At 67.1% G+C, this 16186-nt stretch carries 11 protein-coding genes and 3 pseudogenes; 5 read left to right on the top strand and 9 right to left on the bottom strand.

What is annotated here, in order from left to right; translation table 11 throughout:
* Window positions 1-131: 131 nt before the first annotated feature.
* Complete coding sequence (locus FGX59_RS22885; protein WP_138469451.1) at window positions 132-1151, top strand: ribose-phosphate pyrophosphokinase; 1020 nt, start codon at window positions 132-134, stop codon at window positions 1149-1151.
* 409 nt (window positions 1152-1560) lie between these two features.
* Here the strand turns inward: FGX59_RS22885 and atpC are convergent, their stop codons facing one another.
* From atpC to FGX59_RS22855, 6 genes are all read right to left on the bottom strand, one after another.
* A complete protein-coding gene (gene atpC, locus FGX59_RS22880; RefSeq protein WP_138469450.1) occupies window positions 1561-1956 on the bottom strand; it encodes an ATP synthase F1 subunit epsilon in 396 nt (131 codons plus the stop codon).
* 12 nt (window positions 1957-1968) lie between these two features.
* Window positions 1969-3387, bottom strand: a complete 1419-nt coding sequence (gene atpD / locus FGX59_RS22875; protein WP_138469449.1) for a F0F1 ATP synthase subunit beta — start codon at window positions 3385-3387, stop codon at window positions 1969-1971.
* Between the two features lie 25 nt (window positions 3388-3412).
* The gene (locus FGX59_RS22870; RefSeq protein ID WP_138469448.1) at window positions 3413-4288 is read right to left on the bottom strand and encodes a F0F1 ATP synthase subunit gamma; all 876 of its coding nucleotides are present in this window, start codon (window positions 4286-4288) and stop codon (window positions 3413-3415) included.
* 21 nt (window positions 4289-4309) lie between these two features.
* Window positions 4310-5848, bottom strand: a complete 1539-nt coding sequence (atpA, locus tag FGX59_RS22865; RefSeq protein ID WP_138469447.1) for a F0F1 ATP synthase subunit alpha — start codon at window positions 5846-5848, stop codon at window positions 4310-4312.
* Window positions 5848-6414 carry a F0F1 ATP synthase subunit delta gene (locus FGX59_RS22860; RefSeq protein ID WP_138469446.1) on the bottom strand — a complete coding sequence of 189 codons (567 nt, stop codon included), beginning with the start codon at window positions 6412-6414 and terminating at the stop codon, window positions 5848-5850. Before FGX59_RS22860 ends, atpA begins: the two co-directional genes overlap by 1 nt.
* A gap of 232 nt (window positions 6415-6646) precedes the next feature.
* Window positions 6647-7492 (bottom strand): class I SAM-dependent methyltransferase, encoded by an 846-nt coding sequence (locus FGX59_RS22855; protein ID WP_138469445.1) that lies wholly within the window; start codon window positions 7490-7492, stop codon window positions 6647-6649.
* 61 nt (window positions 7493-7553) lie between these two features.
* On the opposite strand from FGX59_RS22855, the gene gloB reads away from it, so the two are divergent.
* The 4 genes and pseudogenes from gloB (at window position 7554) to FGX59_RS22835 (ending at window position 13971) form a co-directional block, all read left to right on the top strand.
* The gene (gene gloB / locus FGX59_RS22850) at window positions 7554-8321 is read left to right on the top strand and encodes a hydroxyacylglutathione hydrolase (protein ID WP_138469444.1); all 768 of its coding nucleotides are present in this window, start codon (window positions 7554-7556) and stop codon (window positions 8319-8321) included.
* Between the two features lie 191 nt (window positions 8322-8512).
* The gene (clpA, locus tag FGX59_RS22845) at window positions 8513-10837 is read left to right on the top strand and encodes an ATP-dependent Clp protease ATP-binding subunit ClpA (RefSeq protein WP_138469443.1); all 2325 of its coding nucleotides are present in this window, start codon (window positions 8513-8515) and stop codon (window positions 10835-10837) included.
* Between the two features lie 85 nt (window positions 10838-10922).
* A complete protein-coding gene (locus tag FGX59_RS22840) occupies window positions 10923-11813 on the top strand; it encodes a M23 family metallopeptidase (protein WP_240722660.1) in 891 nt (296 codons plus the stop codon).
* Window positions 11814-12910: 1097 nt separating this feature from the next.
* Window positions 12911-13971, top strand: a pseudogene (locus tag FGX59_RS22835) (IS110 family transposase).
* Window positions 13972-14362: 391 nt separating this feature from the next.
* Here FGX59_RS22835 and FGX59_RS22830 read toward each other — a convergent pair.
* The 3 genes and pseudogenes from FGX59_RS22830 to FGX59_RS39755 all read right to left on the bottom strand — a co-directional run.
* Window positions 14363-14820: pseudogene (locus tag FGX59_RS22830) on the bottom strand (transposase); the annotation flags it as partial.
* 75 nt (window positions 14821-14895) lie between these two features.
* On the bottom strand, window positions 14896-15480 hold the full coding sequence (locus FGX59_RS39760) for a transposase (protein ID WP_370296196.1): 585 nt from the start codon (window positions 15478-15480) through the stop codon (window positions 14896-14898).
* A 411-nt stretch (window positions 15481-15891) separates the two neighbouring features.
* A pseudogene (locus FGX59_RS39755) lies at window positions 15892-16186 on the bottom strand (transposase); the annotation flags it as partial.

Here is a 16186-nt window from a genome sequence, read left to right as displayed (position 1 = left end):
GCGGCGCCCGGGCGGAAAAACATGTTGCAATCCGGCCCGGGCGACCGTGTCGGCTTTGACTTTGCCCGGCGCAGTGATAACCCACGCGCGACTTCCGAATCCGTCTCGTCCCGACTGCCAAGGACCCTCCCATGCCGATCAGCAACGAACCGAAAATCATCGCAGGCAACGCCAACAAGCGGCTGGCCAATGCCGTGGCGCGCCGCATGTCCATGCATCGCGGCATGAATGTCGACCTGGTCGATGCGCGGGTGGAACGCTTCAACGACGGCGAGATCTTCGTCGAAGTCTTCGAGAATGTCCGCGGCGAGGATGTCTACATCCTGCAGCCGACCTCGCGCCCGGCGAATGACAACCTGATGGAGCTGCTGATCATCGCCGACGCGCTGCGCCGCTCCTCTGCGGCGCGCATCACCGCGGTGATTCCCTATTTCGGCTATGCCCGCCAGGACCGCCGCACCAAGTCGCGCACCCCGATCTCCGCGAAGCTCGTTGCCAACATGCTGACCGAGGCCGGCGTCTCGCGCATCGTGACCATGGATCTGCATGCCGCGCAGATCCAGGGCTTCTTCGACATCCCGGTGGACAACCTCTATGCCGCGCCGCTCTTCGCGCTCGACATCATGGAGAACTTCAAGGACAGCCTCGACGGCATCACCGTGGTTTCGCCGGATGTCGGCGGCGTGGCCCGCGCGCGCGAGCTGGCGACCCGCATCGGCGCGCCGCTGTCGATCGTCGACAAGCGCCGCGAGAAGGCCGGGGAAGTCGCAGAGATGACCGTGATCGGCGAGGTCGAGGACCAGATCTGCATCATCGTGGATGACATGTGCGACACCGCCGGGACGCTCTGCAAGGCGGCCGAGGTGCTGCTGGAAGCGGGCGCGAAGGAAGTCCACGCCTATACCTCGCATGGCGTCCTCTCGGGCCCGGCCGTGGAGCGCGTGACCAATTCCAAGCTGAAGAGCCTGGTCATCACCGACTCGATCGAGCCGACCCAGGCCGTGCTGAACACGCCGAATATCCGCATCGTGCCGACCGCGCCGCTCTTCGCCCAGGCGATCCTGAACACCTGGAACGGCACCTCGATCTCCTCGCTGATCGACGTCAAGACGCTGGGCCCGATCTACGAAGGGCTCTACGGCCAGCACTGAGCTCGCCTCCGGCCCGGGCCCTTGCGCCCGGCCGCGACCCGGACATGAAATGGCCCCGCATCCCGGAAGGGAGCGGGGCCTTCTTTTATGAAAAGTCCTTGGCCCCGACACTAGCAGCCAAGGGTTGCCGTTTTACGAAGGCGCGGCAGGTTGCGGCCTGCCTGCCCGGCGCCGCGGCGCGCAGCTTTCAGGGACGGCCAGCGAGGCCCGGATCGCTGCCCGACCCGCCCTGCCCCGGCGGCGCGCCGCGCAGCGCCGATCCCCGGCTGGTGGACGAGATGCGGGCCGCCATCGCGCCCGTCTTCGAGAAGCGGCGGCGGCGCGGCTCCGCGCCGGAGGCTAGGGCCCGGAACGGCAAAGGCCCCGCCTTGCGGCGGGGCCTGATGTCCTGCAGCGGGCGCAAAGGCGCTTACTGCATGTTCTCGAGCAGATGCACGAAGTCGTAGACCAGCTCGGTCGCGACGTCGCGCTCGGGGCCCTTGGCTGCCTCGGCGGCCTTGCGGGCCTGCTCCAGCTCCGCCTCGAGGGCGGCACGGCCTTCCGGGCCCTTCTCGAAGGCGCGCTCGGCCAGGACCGTCGCGCCTTCCGCGGAGATATCGGCGAAGCCGCCGGTCACCGCGAATTCAAGCGTCTTGCCGTCCGCCGTGACGGTCAGCATCCCGGGCTTCAGCGTCGTGATCATCGGCCAGTGACCGGGCATTGCGGTCAGCTGGCCTTCCGATCCCGGCAACTGGACCGCGGTCACCTTGAGCGAAGCGAGGCTCCGCTCGGGCGAGACCAGATCGAATTGCATGGTGTTTGCCATCGGGACCGGTCCTTACGCCGCTTCCGCGGCGAGTTTCTCGGCCTTGGCGATCACCTCTTCGATGCCGCCGACCATGTAGAAGGCGGATTCCGGAAGATGGTCGTACTCGCCGGCAACAACCGCCTTGAACGACTTGATCGTGTCCTCGAGCGGGACCTGCTTGCCGTCGGCGCCGGTGAAGACCTTCGCCACGTCGAAGGGCTGCGACAGGAAGCGCTGGATCTTCCGGGCGCGGGCCACGGTCAGCTTGTCCTCTTCGCTCAGCTCGTCCATGCCGAGGATCGCGATGATGTCCTGCAGCGACTTGTAGCGCTGGAGGATGCCCTGCACGTCACGCGCGACCTGGTAGTGCTCCTCGCCGATGATCAGCGGGTCCATCAGGCGCGAGGTGGAGTCGAGCGGGTCCACGGCCGGGTAGATGCCGAGCTCCGAGATGGCGCGGTTGAGAACCGTCGTCGCGTCGAGGTGCGCGAAGGTCGTGGCCGGTGCCGGGTCGGTAAGGTCGTCCGCCGGAACGTAGACGGCCTGGATCGAGGTGATCGAGCCGTGCTTGGTCGAGGTGATCCGCTCCTGCATGGCGCCCATGTCGGTGGCCAGCGTCGGCTGGTAGCCCACGGCGGAGGGGATGCGGCCCAGAAGCGCCGACATTTCCGAACCCGCCTGGGTGAAGCGGAAGATGTTGTCGACGAAGAACAGCACGTCGGTGCCGGTCGCGTCGCGGAACTGCTCGGCCAGGGTCAGGCCGGTCAGCGCGATGCGGGCACGGGCGCCCGGCGGCTCGTTCATCTGGCCGTAGACCAGCGCGATCTTGGAGTCCGGCAGGTTGTCCGGGGTCAGAACGCCCGACTCGATCATCTCGTGATAGAGGTCGTTGCCTTCGCGGGTCCGCTCGCCGACGCCGGCGAAGACCGACAGGCCCGAGTGCACTTTCGCGATGTTGTTGATCAGTTCCTGGATCAGAACCGTCTTGCCCACGCCCGCGCCGCCGAAGAGGCCGATCTTGCCGCCCTTGGAGTAGGGGGCCAGCAGGTCGATGACCTTGATGCCGGTGACGAGGATCTGCGCTTCGGTCGCCTGCTCGGCGAAGTCCGGCGCGCTTGCGTGGATCGGGCGGAATTCCTCGGCCTCGACCGGGCCCTTCTCGTCGACCGGCTCGCCGATGACGTTCAGGATCCGGCCCAGGGTCGCAGTGCCGACCGGCACGGAGATCGGGCTGCCGCTGTCTTCCACCTTCTGGCCGCGGACCAGACCTTCGGTCGCGTCCATGGCGATGCAGCGCACGGTGCCTTCGCCCAGGTGCTGGGCGACCTCGAGAACCAGCTTCTTGCCGTTGTTCTCGGTGGTGACGGCATTCAGGATCGCGGGCAGGTGGTCGTCGAACTGAACGTCGACCACGGCGCCGATGACCTGGATCACTTTGCCAATTGCCATTGTGTTGTGTCTCCGGTTCGTTCCGTTAGAGCGCCTCGGCGCCCGAAATGATTTCGATCAGCTCGCTGGTGATGACGGCCTGACGGGTGCGGTTGTATTCGACCGACAGCTTGTCGATCATGTCGCCGGCATTGCGCGTGGCGTTGTCCATGGCGGACATCCGCGCGCCCTGTTCCGAAGCCGCGTTTTCCAGCAGGGCCGCGAAGATCTGGGTCGCAACGCCGCGGGGCAGCAGTTCGGCCAGGATCGACTCCTCGCTGGGCTCGTAGTCGTAGACCGTCGAGGCGCCGCCATCCTCCGGAGCGTCGTAGCTCGCCGGGATGATCTGCTGCGCGGTCGGCTTCTGGCTGATCACGCTCTGGAACTTGGCATAGAAGATGGTCGCGACATCGAACTCGCCCGCATCGAAGCGCTCGAGCAGGCTCTTGGCGATGTCGGCGGCATTGGCGTAGCCGACCTTCTTCACCTCTGCCATGTCGACATGGCCGATCATCAGCTGGCCGTAGTCACGGCGCAGCTGCTCGCGGCCCTTCTTGCCGACGGTGATGATCTTCACCGTCTTGCCCTGGAGCTTCAGCGCCTCGATGCGGCTGCGCACGAGCTTCACGATCGACGAGTTGAAGCCGCCGCAGAGCCCGCGCTCCGAGGTCATGACGACGAGCAGCTGCACGTCGTCCTTGCCGGTGCCCTTGAGCAGGAGCGGCGCGGAATCCGCGCTGCCCACCGATGCTGCCAGCTGGCCGAGCACCGCGTTGAACCGCTCCGTGTAGGGGCGGGCCGCCTCGGCGCTCTCCTGGGCGCGGCGAAGCTTCGCCGCGGCCACCATCTGCATGGCCTTCGTGATCTTCCGGGTCGATTTGACCGAGGAGATCCGGTTCTTTAGGTCCTTGAGACTTGGCATGGGTCCTGTCCCCTCCTAGCCTCAGGAAAAGGTCGCTGCGTATTCGTCGAGCACCGCCTTGATCTTGGCTTCCGCGTCACCCTTGATCTTGGGATCCTCGGTGGTGATCCAGTCGAGCAGGTCCTTGTGCTGGTTGCGCAGGAAGGCCAGCAGCCCTGCCTCGAAGCGGCCGACATCGCCCACCGGGACGCTGTCGAGATAGCCCATCGTGCCCGCGCAGATGACGCAGACGATCTCGGCATTGGTCAGCGGCGCGTATTGCGGCTGCTTCATCAGCTCGGTCAGGCGCGCACCGCGGTTCAGCAGGCGCTGGGTCGCGGCGTCGAGGTCGGAACCGAACTGCGCGAAGGCGGCCATCTCGCGGTACTGGGCGAGCGACAGCTTGATCGGGCCGGCGACCGACTTCATCGAGTTGGTCTGGGCCGAGGAGCCCACGCGCGACACCGACAGACCGGTGTTCACGGCCGGGCGGATGCCCTGGTAGAACAGCTCGGTTTCCAGGAAGATCTGGCCGTCGGTGATCGAGATCACGTTGGTCGGGATGTAGGCGGACACGTCGCCGGCCTGGGTCTCGATGATCGGCAGCGCGGTCAGCGAGCCCGAACCGTGGTCCTCGTTCAGCTTCGCCGAACGCTCGAGCAGGCGGGAGTGCAGGTAGAAGACGTCGCCCGGATAGGCTTCGCGGCCCGGCGGACGGCGCAGCAGCAGCGACATCTGGCGGTAGGCGACGGCCTGCTTGGAGAGGTCGTCGTAGATGATCAGCGCGTGGCGGCCGTTGTCGCGGAAGTATTCCGCCATCGCGGTCGCGGTGTAGGGCGCGAGGTACTGCATCGGCGCCGGGTCGGAGGCGGTGGCCGCCACGACGATCGAGTACTCGATGGCACCGGTGGCCTCGAGGCGCTGCACCAGCTGCGCCACGGTGGAGCGCTTCTGGCCGACGGCGACGTAGATGCAGTAGAGCTTCTTGTGCTCGTCGCCGCCCGCCGCGTCGTTATAGGCCTTCTGGTTCAGGATCGCGTCGAGCGCCACGGCGGTCTTGCCGGTCTGGCGGTCGCCGATGATCAGCTCGCGCTGGCCGCGGCCGATCGGGATCATCGCGTCGACGGCCTTCAGGCCGGTCGCCATCGGCTCGTGCACCGATTTCCGCGGGATGATGCCCGGCGCCTTGACGTCGGCGATGCGCTTCTCGGAGGCGTCGATCGGGCCCTTGCCGTCGAGCGGGTTGCCGAGCGCGTCGACGACGCGGCCCAGCAGCGCTTCGCCGGCCGGCACGTCAACGATCTCGTTGGTGCGCTTGACGGTGTCGCCTTCCTTGATGTCCTGGTCGGTGCCGAAGATCACGATGCCGACATTGTCGGCTTCGAGGTTCAGCGCCATGCCCATGATCCCGCCAGGGAACTCGACCATCTCGCCGGCCTGGATGTTGTCGAGGCCATAGACGCGGGCGATGCCGTCACCGACGGACAGCACGCGGCCGACCTCGGTGACTTCCGCCTCCTGTCCGAAGTTCTGGATCTGCTCCTTGAGGATCGCAGAAATTTCCGCTGCCTGGATTCCCATTATCCGACCTCTTTCATTGCATTCTGGAGGTGAGCGAGCTTCGAGCGGATCGAGGTGTCGATCATCTTCGAGCCCACCTTGACGATGAGACCGCCGATCAGGGTCTGGTCGACGGTCATGTTCACTTTGACGAGCTTGCCGATCTTCTCGTGGATGGCGAAGGCCAGCGTATCGATCTGGGCGTCGCTGAGTTCGGTCGCGCTGATCACCTCTGCGGTGACTTCGCCCTTCTCGTCCGCGATCATCCCCTTCAGCTGCGCGACGAACTGCGGCAGCACGAAGAGTCGGCGCTTGGAGGCCATCAGGCCCAGCGTGTTCGCGATGGTATCCGACAGGCCCATCTTGCGGGCCACTGCCATGATCGCATTGCCCTGGTCGGCACGGGTATAGAGCGGCGAGGAGACCATCGCCGAAAGATCGGCGCTGTCCTCCAGGGCCGCTTCGAGCGCGTCCAGGTCGGATTCGAGGTTCGGGATCTGCCCGGCTTCCTTGGCCAGGTCAAACACGGCCGTGGCATAGCGCTCGGCAATGCCAGAGGAGATCGCTGCTGGTTCGGACACGTCCACCCTTCCGCATGAAGGCCCCGGGGCATTTGGCGAAACCCGGGGCGGTCTTAGGCCCCCACCAAGCGCGGGACCGCCAAAATTAAGGGGGGAGTTATCAAAGCCGGCCCGTGCAGGCAACCGATCAAAATGGTGGTACGGTGCATGAATGCATTGAACGACAGGAACTTAGCCTAGGGTGCGACCCTATGGACAGGCAAAGGAAACCAAAAGGTTAAGCTATCACGAAGCCGTGTTAGCGCTGTCCGGAGCCTGATGGTTCAGATATGAGGTCGCGGTTGAGTTGTGAAACCGCCTGCCGTTGCGGCAGTTGGGAATCACCGCACCGGCGGTTCGGCAGCGGCCCGGCGACCGGCTTCGGCAGCGCGTCGAGAATCTTCAGAGGGCGGCGGAGATCGTCGCGCACCGGCGTGCCGCGCGGCGCGAAGACCCGCTTCGAGGCCTCGAGCATCAGCACCCCCCCGGCATAGCGGCTGGAGAGGCTGCGGCCGATCTGGTTCCACATCGCCCCGGTCCTCAGCCAGAAGCGGCGGTGCGAGGGCGGCTGGAACAGCGTCACGGTATGCGCCTCGGGAACGAAGCCGAAGGGCCGGATCTGCGCCTCTAGCTGGCCCAGGCTGTAGGGGCGGCCGAAGCCGAAGGGTGTCTGGTCCGAGCGCGCCCAGAGCCCGGCGCGGTTCGGCACGATGAAGAGGATCCGCCCGCCCGGCCCCAGCACGCGATGGCATTCCTCGAGGAGCGCCGCCGGATTCTCGGTGGTTTCCAGCCCGTGCATCACCACCAGCTTGTCGACCGCGCCGGTCGAGACCGGCCAGGCGGTTTCCTCGCAGAGCACGGAGACATTGGGCATCGCCGCGGGCCAGGGCATCACCCCCTGGGCCGAGGGCATCAGCCCGACCACCCGCCGCGCATCCGACAGATAGGGCCGCAGCAGCGGCACCGCGAAGCCGAATCCGGCCACCATCTGGCCCTGCGCCTCGGGCCAGAGCCGCTGCACCTGGCCGCGGATCGCCTTCTGCGCGGCGCGGCCCAGGCTCGTCCGGTAGTAGAAATTCCGCAGATCGAGCACATCAAGGTGCATTGCGCCAAGTCCTCAGATCGGTGACCCTCGGGGCACCATAGCGACATCCGTGAGCCTTTCCATGCCCCTGACCCTCGTCACCATCCCCTGCCTCAGCGACAATTACGCCTATCTCGTCCACGATCCCGCCTCCGGCGCCACCGCAGTCGTCGACGTTCCCGAGGCCGGACCCGTCGAAGCGGCGCTGGCGGCGCGCGGCTGGACGCTGAGCGACATCTGGATCACCCATCACCATCATGACCATGTGGGGGGCGTCGACGCGCTGCGCAACGCCACCGGCGCGCGGGTGACCGGCGCCCGGGCCGACCTGCACCGCCTGCCCCGGCTCGATGCCGCGGTCGCGCCCGGCGACAGCTTCGAATTCGGCGGCGAGACCGCCGAAGTGCTCGACGTCTCGGGCCATACGGTCGGCCACATCGCCTATGTGCTGCCCGGCTCGGCCCTGGCCTTCACCGGCGACAGCCTGATGGGGCTCGGCTGCGGGCGGCTCTTCGAGGGCACGCCCGAGATGATGTGGGAGAGCCTCCTGCGGCTGCGCGCCCTGCCCGGCGCGACTCTGATCTGCTCGGGCCATGAATACAGCCAGTCGAATGCCCGTTTCGCCGTCACGATCGAGCCCGGCAACGCCGCGCTGGCCGCCCGCGCCGCCGAAATCGACTCTGCGCGGGAGGCCGGAGAGGCCACCGTGCCCGTCCCGTTAACCTTGGAGAAAGAAACCAACCCTTTCCTGAGGGCGGATCTCCCGGCGCTGAAGGCCGATCTCGGCATGGCAGGCGCTCCGGATCCGGAAGTTTTCGGCGAAATCCGGCGAAGAAAGGACTCCTTTTGACTAGAAATAAGCCAAACGGCGTCTATTTAATCAGGAGAACCGTATGTGCCATGCGTCGGCCATGCCAAGCTCGGAATAGGCGAAATTGCCACTTGAAGCGGAGCCAAGAAAACCGAACTTTAAACATACGAGGTCACCGTTCGGCTGGGGCCCCCGGTCCCATCCGACCCTTACTATAAGGAGCACGGAGCGTGCCTTCATTCTCGACTACCCTCGAACAGGCAATCCACGCGGCTCTGGCCCAGGCCAACAGCCGCCGTCATGAACTGGCCACGCTGGAGCATCTTCTCCTCGCGCTCATCGACGAACCGAACGCGGCCAAGGTCATGCAGGCCTGCGGGGTGGATCTCGAGGCACTGCGAAAGACCCTGATCGAATTCATCGACGAAGAGCTCTCGACGCTGGAAACGGATGTCGAGGGGTCCGAAGCGGTGCCGACAGCCGCCTTCCAGCGCGTGATCCAGCGTGCCGCGATCCACGTCCAGTCCTCGGGCCGCACCGAGGTCACCGGCGCCAATGTCCTGGTCGCCATCTTCGCCGAGCGCGAGTCGAACGCGGCGTATTTCCTGCAGGACCAGGACATGACCCGCTACGACGCGGTCAATTTCATCGCCCATGGCGTCGCCAAGGACCCGTCCTTCGGCGAGTCGCGTCCGGTCTCGGGCGCCAGCGACTACGAGGAAGAATCCCAGACGACCCAGGAAACCGCCGAGAACAAGGAATCGGCCTTGGCAAAGTATTGCGTCGATCTCAACGCCAAGTCGCGCAAGGGCGATGTCGATCCGCTGATCGGCCGCGACGCCGAAGTGGAGCGCTGCATCCAGGTCCTGTGCCGGCGGCGCAAGAACAACCCGCTGCTGGTCGGCGATCCCGGCGTCGGCAAGACCGCGATCGCGGAAGGGCTGGCGCGCAAGATCGTCAATGGCGAGACGCCCGAGGTCCTGGCCTCGGCCACGATCTACTCGCTCGACATGGGCGCGCTGCTGGCCGGCACCCGCTACCGCGGCGATTTCGAGGAACGGCTGAAAGCCGTCGTCACCGAGCTGGAGGCGCATCCCGACGCCATCCTCTTCATCGACGAGATCCACACGGTGATCGGCGCGGGCGCCACCTCGGGCGGGGCGATGGACGCCTCCAACCTGCTGAAGCCCGCGCTCCAGGGCGGCAAGCTGCGCTGCATGGGCTCCACCACCTACAAGGAGTTCCGCCAGCATTTCGAGAAGGACCGCGCGCTCAGCCGCCGGTTCCAGAAGATCGACGTCAACGAGCCCTCGGTGGATGACGCCGTGAAGATCCTCAAGGGCCTCAAGCCCTATTTCGAGGAGCATCACGACATCAAGTACACCGCCGACGCGATCAAGACCGCGGTCGAGCTGTCGGCGCGCTACATCAACGACCGGAAGCTGCCGGACAAGGCGATCGACGTGATCGACGAGGCCGGCGCTGCGCAGCACCTGCTGCCCGACAGCCGCCGCCGCAAGACCATCAGCGCCAAGGAGATCGAGGCCGTCGTCGCCAAGATCGCCCGCATCCCGCCGAAGAACGTCTCCAAGGACGATGCAGAGGTGCTGAAGGATCTCGAAGCCACGCTGAAGCGCGTCGTCTTCGGCCAGGACAGCGCGATCGAGGCCCTCGCCTCGGCGATCAAGCTGGCCCGGGCCGGGCTGCGCGAGCCCGAGAAGCCGATCGGCAACTACCTCTTCGCGGGCCCGACCGGCGTCGGCAAGACCGAGGTCGCCAAGCAGCTCGCCGACACGCTGGGGGTGGAGCTCCTGCGCTTCGACATGTCGGAATACATGGAGAAGCACGCGGTCTCCCGCCTGATCGGCGCGCCTCCGGGCTATGTCGGCTTCGACCAGGGCGGCATGCTGACCGACGGCGTCGACCAGCACCCGCATTGCGTGCTGCTGCTCGACGAGATCGAAAAGGCGCATCCGGATGTCTACAACATCCTGCTGCAGGTCATGGATCACGGCAAGCTGACGGACCATAACGGCCGCCAGGTGGATTTCCGCAATGTCGTGCTGATCATGACCTCGAATGCGGGCGCCGCGGAACAGGCCAAGGCTGCGATCGGCTTCGGCCGCGACCGGCGCGAGGGCGAGGACACGGCCGCGATCGAGCGGACCTTCACGCCCGAGTTCCGCAACCGCCTCGATGCCGTCATCAGCTTCGGCCCGCTGCCGCGCGAGGTCATCCTGCAGGTGGTCGACAAGTTCGTCCTGCAGCTGGAAGCCCAGCTGATGGATCGCGGCGTGTCGATCGAGCTGACCCCCGAGGCTGCCGCCTGGCTGGCCGACAAGGGCTATGACGACCGCATGGGCGCGCGCCCGCTGGGCCGCGTGATCCAGGAGCACATCAAGAAGCCGCTGGCGGAGGAGCTGCTCTTCGGCAAGCTCGCCAAAGGCGGCACGGTGCGGGTGGCCGTCAAGGACGACAAGATCGAGCTGGAGAGCATCCCGCCGCAGAACCCGCGGCTCTCCGGCAACAAGCCGCCGCTGCTCACAGCGGACTGATCCGCTGCGCAGTGCCGCGCTCCTGATCGCCGCCCTCGCACCTGCCGGTGCGGGGGCGTTTCAGCTTGGATGGCCCCTCGACTGCGTGCCCGGCGAAAGCTGCGTCATCCAGCACTATGTCGACCGCGATCCCGGCCCGGGCGCCCGCGACTATGCCTGCCACGGCCTGACCTATGACGGTCACAGGGGCACCGATATCCGCGTCGCGACCGAGGCCGATCTGCACCGCGCCCCGCCCCTTGTCCGCGCCGCGGCTGCGGGCACGGTCACCGCGATCCGCGACGAGATGCCGGACGCGCTGATCGGCCAGCCCGGCGCCCTGCCCCGCGACCAGATTGCCGGGCGCGAATGCGGCAATGGCGTGGTGATCCGCCACGAGGACGGATGGGAGACCCAGTACTGCCACATGGCGCGCGGCTCGATCTCCGTGGCGCCGGGCGACGAGCTGGCCGAGGGCGACCCGCTCGGCCGCATGGGCGAAAGCGGCGCGACGGAATTCCCGCATCTGCATTTCAGCCTGCGCCGCGACGGCAAGACCGTCGATCCCTTCGCCCCGGCAGCAGAGACGGACTGCGGCGACGCCACGGGGGCGCTCTGGCGCGAAACGCCCGCCTACCGGCCCGGCGGCTTCCTGGCCGCGGGCACGCTGGAGCGGATCCCGGACTATGCGGAGGTGCGCCGCGGCCTGCCGCCCCGCCCGGAGGCTACGCGCCGCGCCCCGGCCCTCGTGCTCTGGGGATTCGGCTACGGCGCGCGCGCGGGCGACGCGATCCGCTTCGTGCTGGAGGGACCGGACGGCGAAGTCTTCGACCGCACCGAGCTCCTGGAGAAGCCGCAGGCCCAGGTCTTCCGCGCCTTCGGCCGCCGCACCCCGCCCGATGGCTGGCCCGCCGGAGACTACCATGCGCGGCTCGAATGGCGCCGCGACGGTGCCGTGATCGACATCCGGACGGTGCCGCTCTCGCTTTCCGATTAGAGGGCGGCGAGATTCAGACCCAGCCGCGCAGACCGGCCGCGCGCCGGCAGGAGGCAGGCACATGAAACCGCTGGGGTCTGACGATGCGACAAGATCAACTGCGAGGCTGCTCCTCGACGTTTCCCGCACCACGCCGCGACCGTCCCGGAGCATTGAGGCCTGTTGGAGAGCCGCTCGAGCGGATTGCGCGACCGGTCGAGGCGCCCCCCGACGGACCGCGGGCCCTTCCGGTCACGTCAGCCCGGAAGACGGTTTCGGCCGCCAAGGGCGGAAGACACATCAAGGACGGCGCCGTCATCGTCTCCGCCATGGGAATCCCTTCGCCTGGAACCTCAAATGGCGCCCGAGGCGCGCCCCGTCTTATCCAGGGTCCGCAACCCGCGGCCGCTTGACTGCCGCCGACAGAGCCCGTCCAACGGCCATCGCGAAGATCGTGAGGCTCGAGCGGCCAAGAGAACGACACTCGCGGTCCTTGCCCGCTCGCATCCTGCCCGAAAGCTCGGGGGATCAGCCTTTCCGCAGGCAGCCATTCTCCTGCCAAGCCCCGACGCGACGCACCTGGATCCGGACTTGACCAAGCGGGCGGAACGATTGCAGAAGGCGGCATGCGGGCCGCACCGTTTGGGCAGAAGCCGGCGGGGCGCACTCATCGGCAAGACCCGGATATTGCCGCTCGGCACCTGACGGTCATCCCTTCGCGTGACGCCGTGCGGCCTATCGCGAGCAGAGGCTTGATCAGATCCGAGTCGGCATCATCAATACCGGAACGCGCCATCCATCGCCCCCGATGCGGAAGATGGATCATATGCCTGAACAATCCCCCACCGAAGTTTCAGGCCCTGCCTCGACCGGAGCTCGCTGGGCCGCGCCACATTTTCAAAATCACCACTCGGGGTGAGGCGCTGCTCGTGTCCCGGCTGGTGGTGTGGCTGTCGATATGCCGCGCGCTCACTGGCGGGCCGAGCTGGTCAGTCTCGCCGTTCTGCGGGCAGGCTGACGGCAACATCATCGCGGACCGGCGCGAGGGTTACCAGATGTCGTCATGGGGCGGCCAGGACCGGATAGGCTGGCGCTTCCACATCCCAGAGGAGGACGGCATGAAGACCTTCATCGGCATCGACGTTTCGCTCGCGAGCTCCGCAGTCTGCGTGCTCGACGAAGATGGGCAGGTCGCGAAGCGGGCGCAGATCGACAGCGAACCCGAGGCGTTCATCGCCTTCCTGCGGGATCTGCCCTTGACCATCGAGACAATCGGGCCGGAGGCAGGTCCGCTGTCGCAGTGGCTCCACCGCGGCCTGGGCGAAGCCGGCTTCGACCTGGTCCTGATGGAGACGCGGCAGGACAAGGCGGTCCTGAAGGCCATGCCCGTCAAGACCGGCCGCCGGGACGCCGAGGGCATTGCCCGGCTGCTGCGCATGGGCTGGTTCAGGCCTGGTCATTGTCGGTGTCCGCCCAGGAGATGCGCGCCCTGCTCAGCGCGCGCAAGGCGGTCCAGAAGGCGGCACATGCCAGCGAGCAGTCGCTGCGCGGCGTCCTGCGCAATTTCGGGATGAAGCTCGGTCCTGCCGGCAAGGGCAAGGGACGCTACGCGGCACGGGTCCGCGAGCTGGTTGTCAGAAATACCGCGCTGGAGGCAGTAGGGATGCCCGGGCGATGCTGCGCGACAAGCTGTCGAAGCTGGACCGCAGGGTGCTCGAACTTGCCCGGCAGGACGACGCCTGCCGCCTGATGATGACGATGCCGGGCGTCGGTGCCGTGGTCGCATTGACTGTGCGTTCGGCGACCCGGCGCGGTTCCGGTCGTCGCGCGACTTGGGGCCATTCGTCGGTCTGACGCCGCGGCGGGAACAGTCCGGCGAGCGCGATGTCACCGCCAGGATCACCAAGGCAGCGGATGCCGGATTGCGGACGGCGCTTTTCAACAGGGCCACCGCGACGATGCATCATGCGAGGCCCTGCTGGCTCAAGGCATGGGGACTGTGCAGGTTGCCAGGCGCCGCGGCTCGAAGCGCGTCACGGTCGTCGTCGCACGGCGGGATCGGCGTTCAGGCGCTTTCGCGGCCCCGCAGGGGCCACGGTCGCCCTCACTGCTTCATCGCATGTGGCCGGACGGCACCGAGTTCCGCCTGCAGCGCGATCCGGTCCCGCCTGCCGCCTGAGACTTCCGCCGCCAAAGGGAAAAGGGAGAAGGCGAGCTCCTGGCAGGATCCGTCCCGCCACGACGTAATCCCCACCGGGACGCGGTTCCCGGCGACGCCGGACATGACGCTGCCGCCGGACATCCGTCCGAGCGCGTTTTCCAGATGGGCGCCCGGGAACCGATCTCACCGACATCATGTAGGCGGCCTGCGCGTCGGCCACGGACGGAAGCATGACACCGGCCTGGGACTGGGAGTGGAAGCGATGGCGCTGCGGAAGGAGCACATGGCCCTGAACAGGACCAACGCGGCTGTCGGCGCCGGCGGTGCTCCGATGTTTGATGTCTCCGCGCCGCCCGCGCCTCGCGTTCCGCAGCCAGCCCGGCAATTGCGGCAGCCTTGTCGCGCAGAATCAGGATTGACGGCCGGGACCCCAAGACGGAAGCGTCATGTTCCTGGCGCGCTGAACCGTCAATTCCCCGGTCTGCTCCATCAGGATCGCGCCGACGAGACGGCGGATCGAGGCTTCGTCGGGAAGCGAGGGCATGACTGCCACCGGTCCGAAGAAATGCCCGACCGCCAACGACGTCGGTGCGGCGCTTGATCCCGCCGTTCAGGCGCTCGATCGGATGGGTGCTGGATCTTGGGTCCCGTGCTGCTGGGGAACGGTCATGCAGGCCGGAACGTCCTCCTCCGCATTCGCCATCGGGCTCGAACCGATGGCACCGCGATGGCTCATTCCCTGAGGGCCGCGGGCTTGGGCAGTTTCGGGCGCATCTGGTCAGCGACTTGGCGCCGTTGCGCGTTTGCCGCCGCATGGTCCGGCCGGGCGAAGACGGTGGCGACGAAGGCCGGGACCACGCGCCAGCTTGGGCCAGGGCATTGCGCCGGTTGTCAATCGGCACCGAAAAATGGGTCTGACTCGATTTTGATGCAGGGCTTTGTCTATGGCATCGCGGTCAACCTCGCCTTCGGCGTTGCAACACCCGCGCGGCCATACATCTGCCGCTTCAGCATCTTCAGGCGGTTGATTTGTCCCTCGGTCTGGCCATTGGACCATGGCTCGGTCAGGGCTGCGGCCACCGCGTCGAAATCTTTCCGGAGGCCGCGGGCAAAGGCGCCCAGCATGCTGTCCCCGGCCTCATCCAGCCAGGGAGCCAGCGCGTCTTCCGTGCCGTTGCGGACCATTTCAGTGAAGCTGTCCGCCAGCGCTCTGGCGGTCGCCAGGGCCGGCAGCGCTGCCTCGACGCGGGCCACCGTAAGCGCGTCTTCCTTGCTCAAATTCTCCCGGTCCCGCGTCAGCAGCCGCGCGATCTTGCGGGCGGGCGGCGTTTTTCCCGTTCTCGCGAGAACTGCCTGCTCGGCACGGCGCTGGCGGGTGGCCCACTCTCCGAGTTCAATACGGTCTGCGAAGCAGGTCGATCGATCCGGGGGATCGATCGAAGTCGCAGAACCCTGAGGCTGCCTCTGAAGCCATTGGAGCGCAGGCGGCGCCAGAGCTCGGCGCCGTTCCGGCAGCCGCCGGACCATTCGCGTTCCAGCTCGGGCAGCCACGGTGTCAGGCTGCTCTCGCGGATGCGGAAGACGTCCTCGCGCTCGCCGCGAAGGACCTGCCCGACAAGTTTGCGGCTGCGGCCGGTCTGGCGCATGATCCGCCGGTCAGGCCATGCCGCCATCGGCCAGCTGGCGGAGTGCGCAGGGGACCGTCGCGTCAGTGGCGAGGCGAAAGCCCCGCAGCACGCGGTTGGTCTGCTGGCGCCGCAGAAAGCCCTCATACTGCAATTTTTCCACCGCCGTCAGCATCTTGGGGTCCACCGTACGGCCACCGACCGCCTTGCGGATCGCGGGCATGCTCCTCTTCACAGCCAGCAGGAAGGCTTCGCTCGCCTGCTGCGGGACTTTCGCCGCGCCACTGGCGCGACGGTTCCCTGCGCAGTCGGGCAGATGCCAGCGATCGGCGACCCGTTGTCCGGCAGCGGTTTGCGCGCAAACCGCGAGAGGAGGGATCGCGTCCGGCAGGGCCCGCGAGACCGCGCCCGCATGGCCGCCATGGCGGTCGCGCGCGACGATCCCGATGCCGGGGTGATCCTTCAGCCAGGCTTCGACCGTTGCCGGTTCGCGGTCAGGCAGAAGGTCAATGACCCGGTGCCGCTCCAGATCGCAGATCAGCGTCCCATAGCGCTGCCCCTTCCGCCAGGCCCGGTCATCGATGCCGATGACCCGCGGTTCCGTCGTC

Origin of the sequence: Poseidonocella sp. HB161398, from assembly GCF_005870025.1 — a bacterium.
In the GTDB taxonomy this organism is placed as follows: domain Bacteria; phylum Pseudomonadota; class Alphaproteobacteria; order Rhodobacterales; family Rhodobacteraceae; genus Mangrovicoccus.
This window is presented reverse-complemented; position numbering and strand designations above follow the sequence as displayed.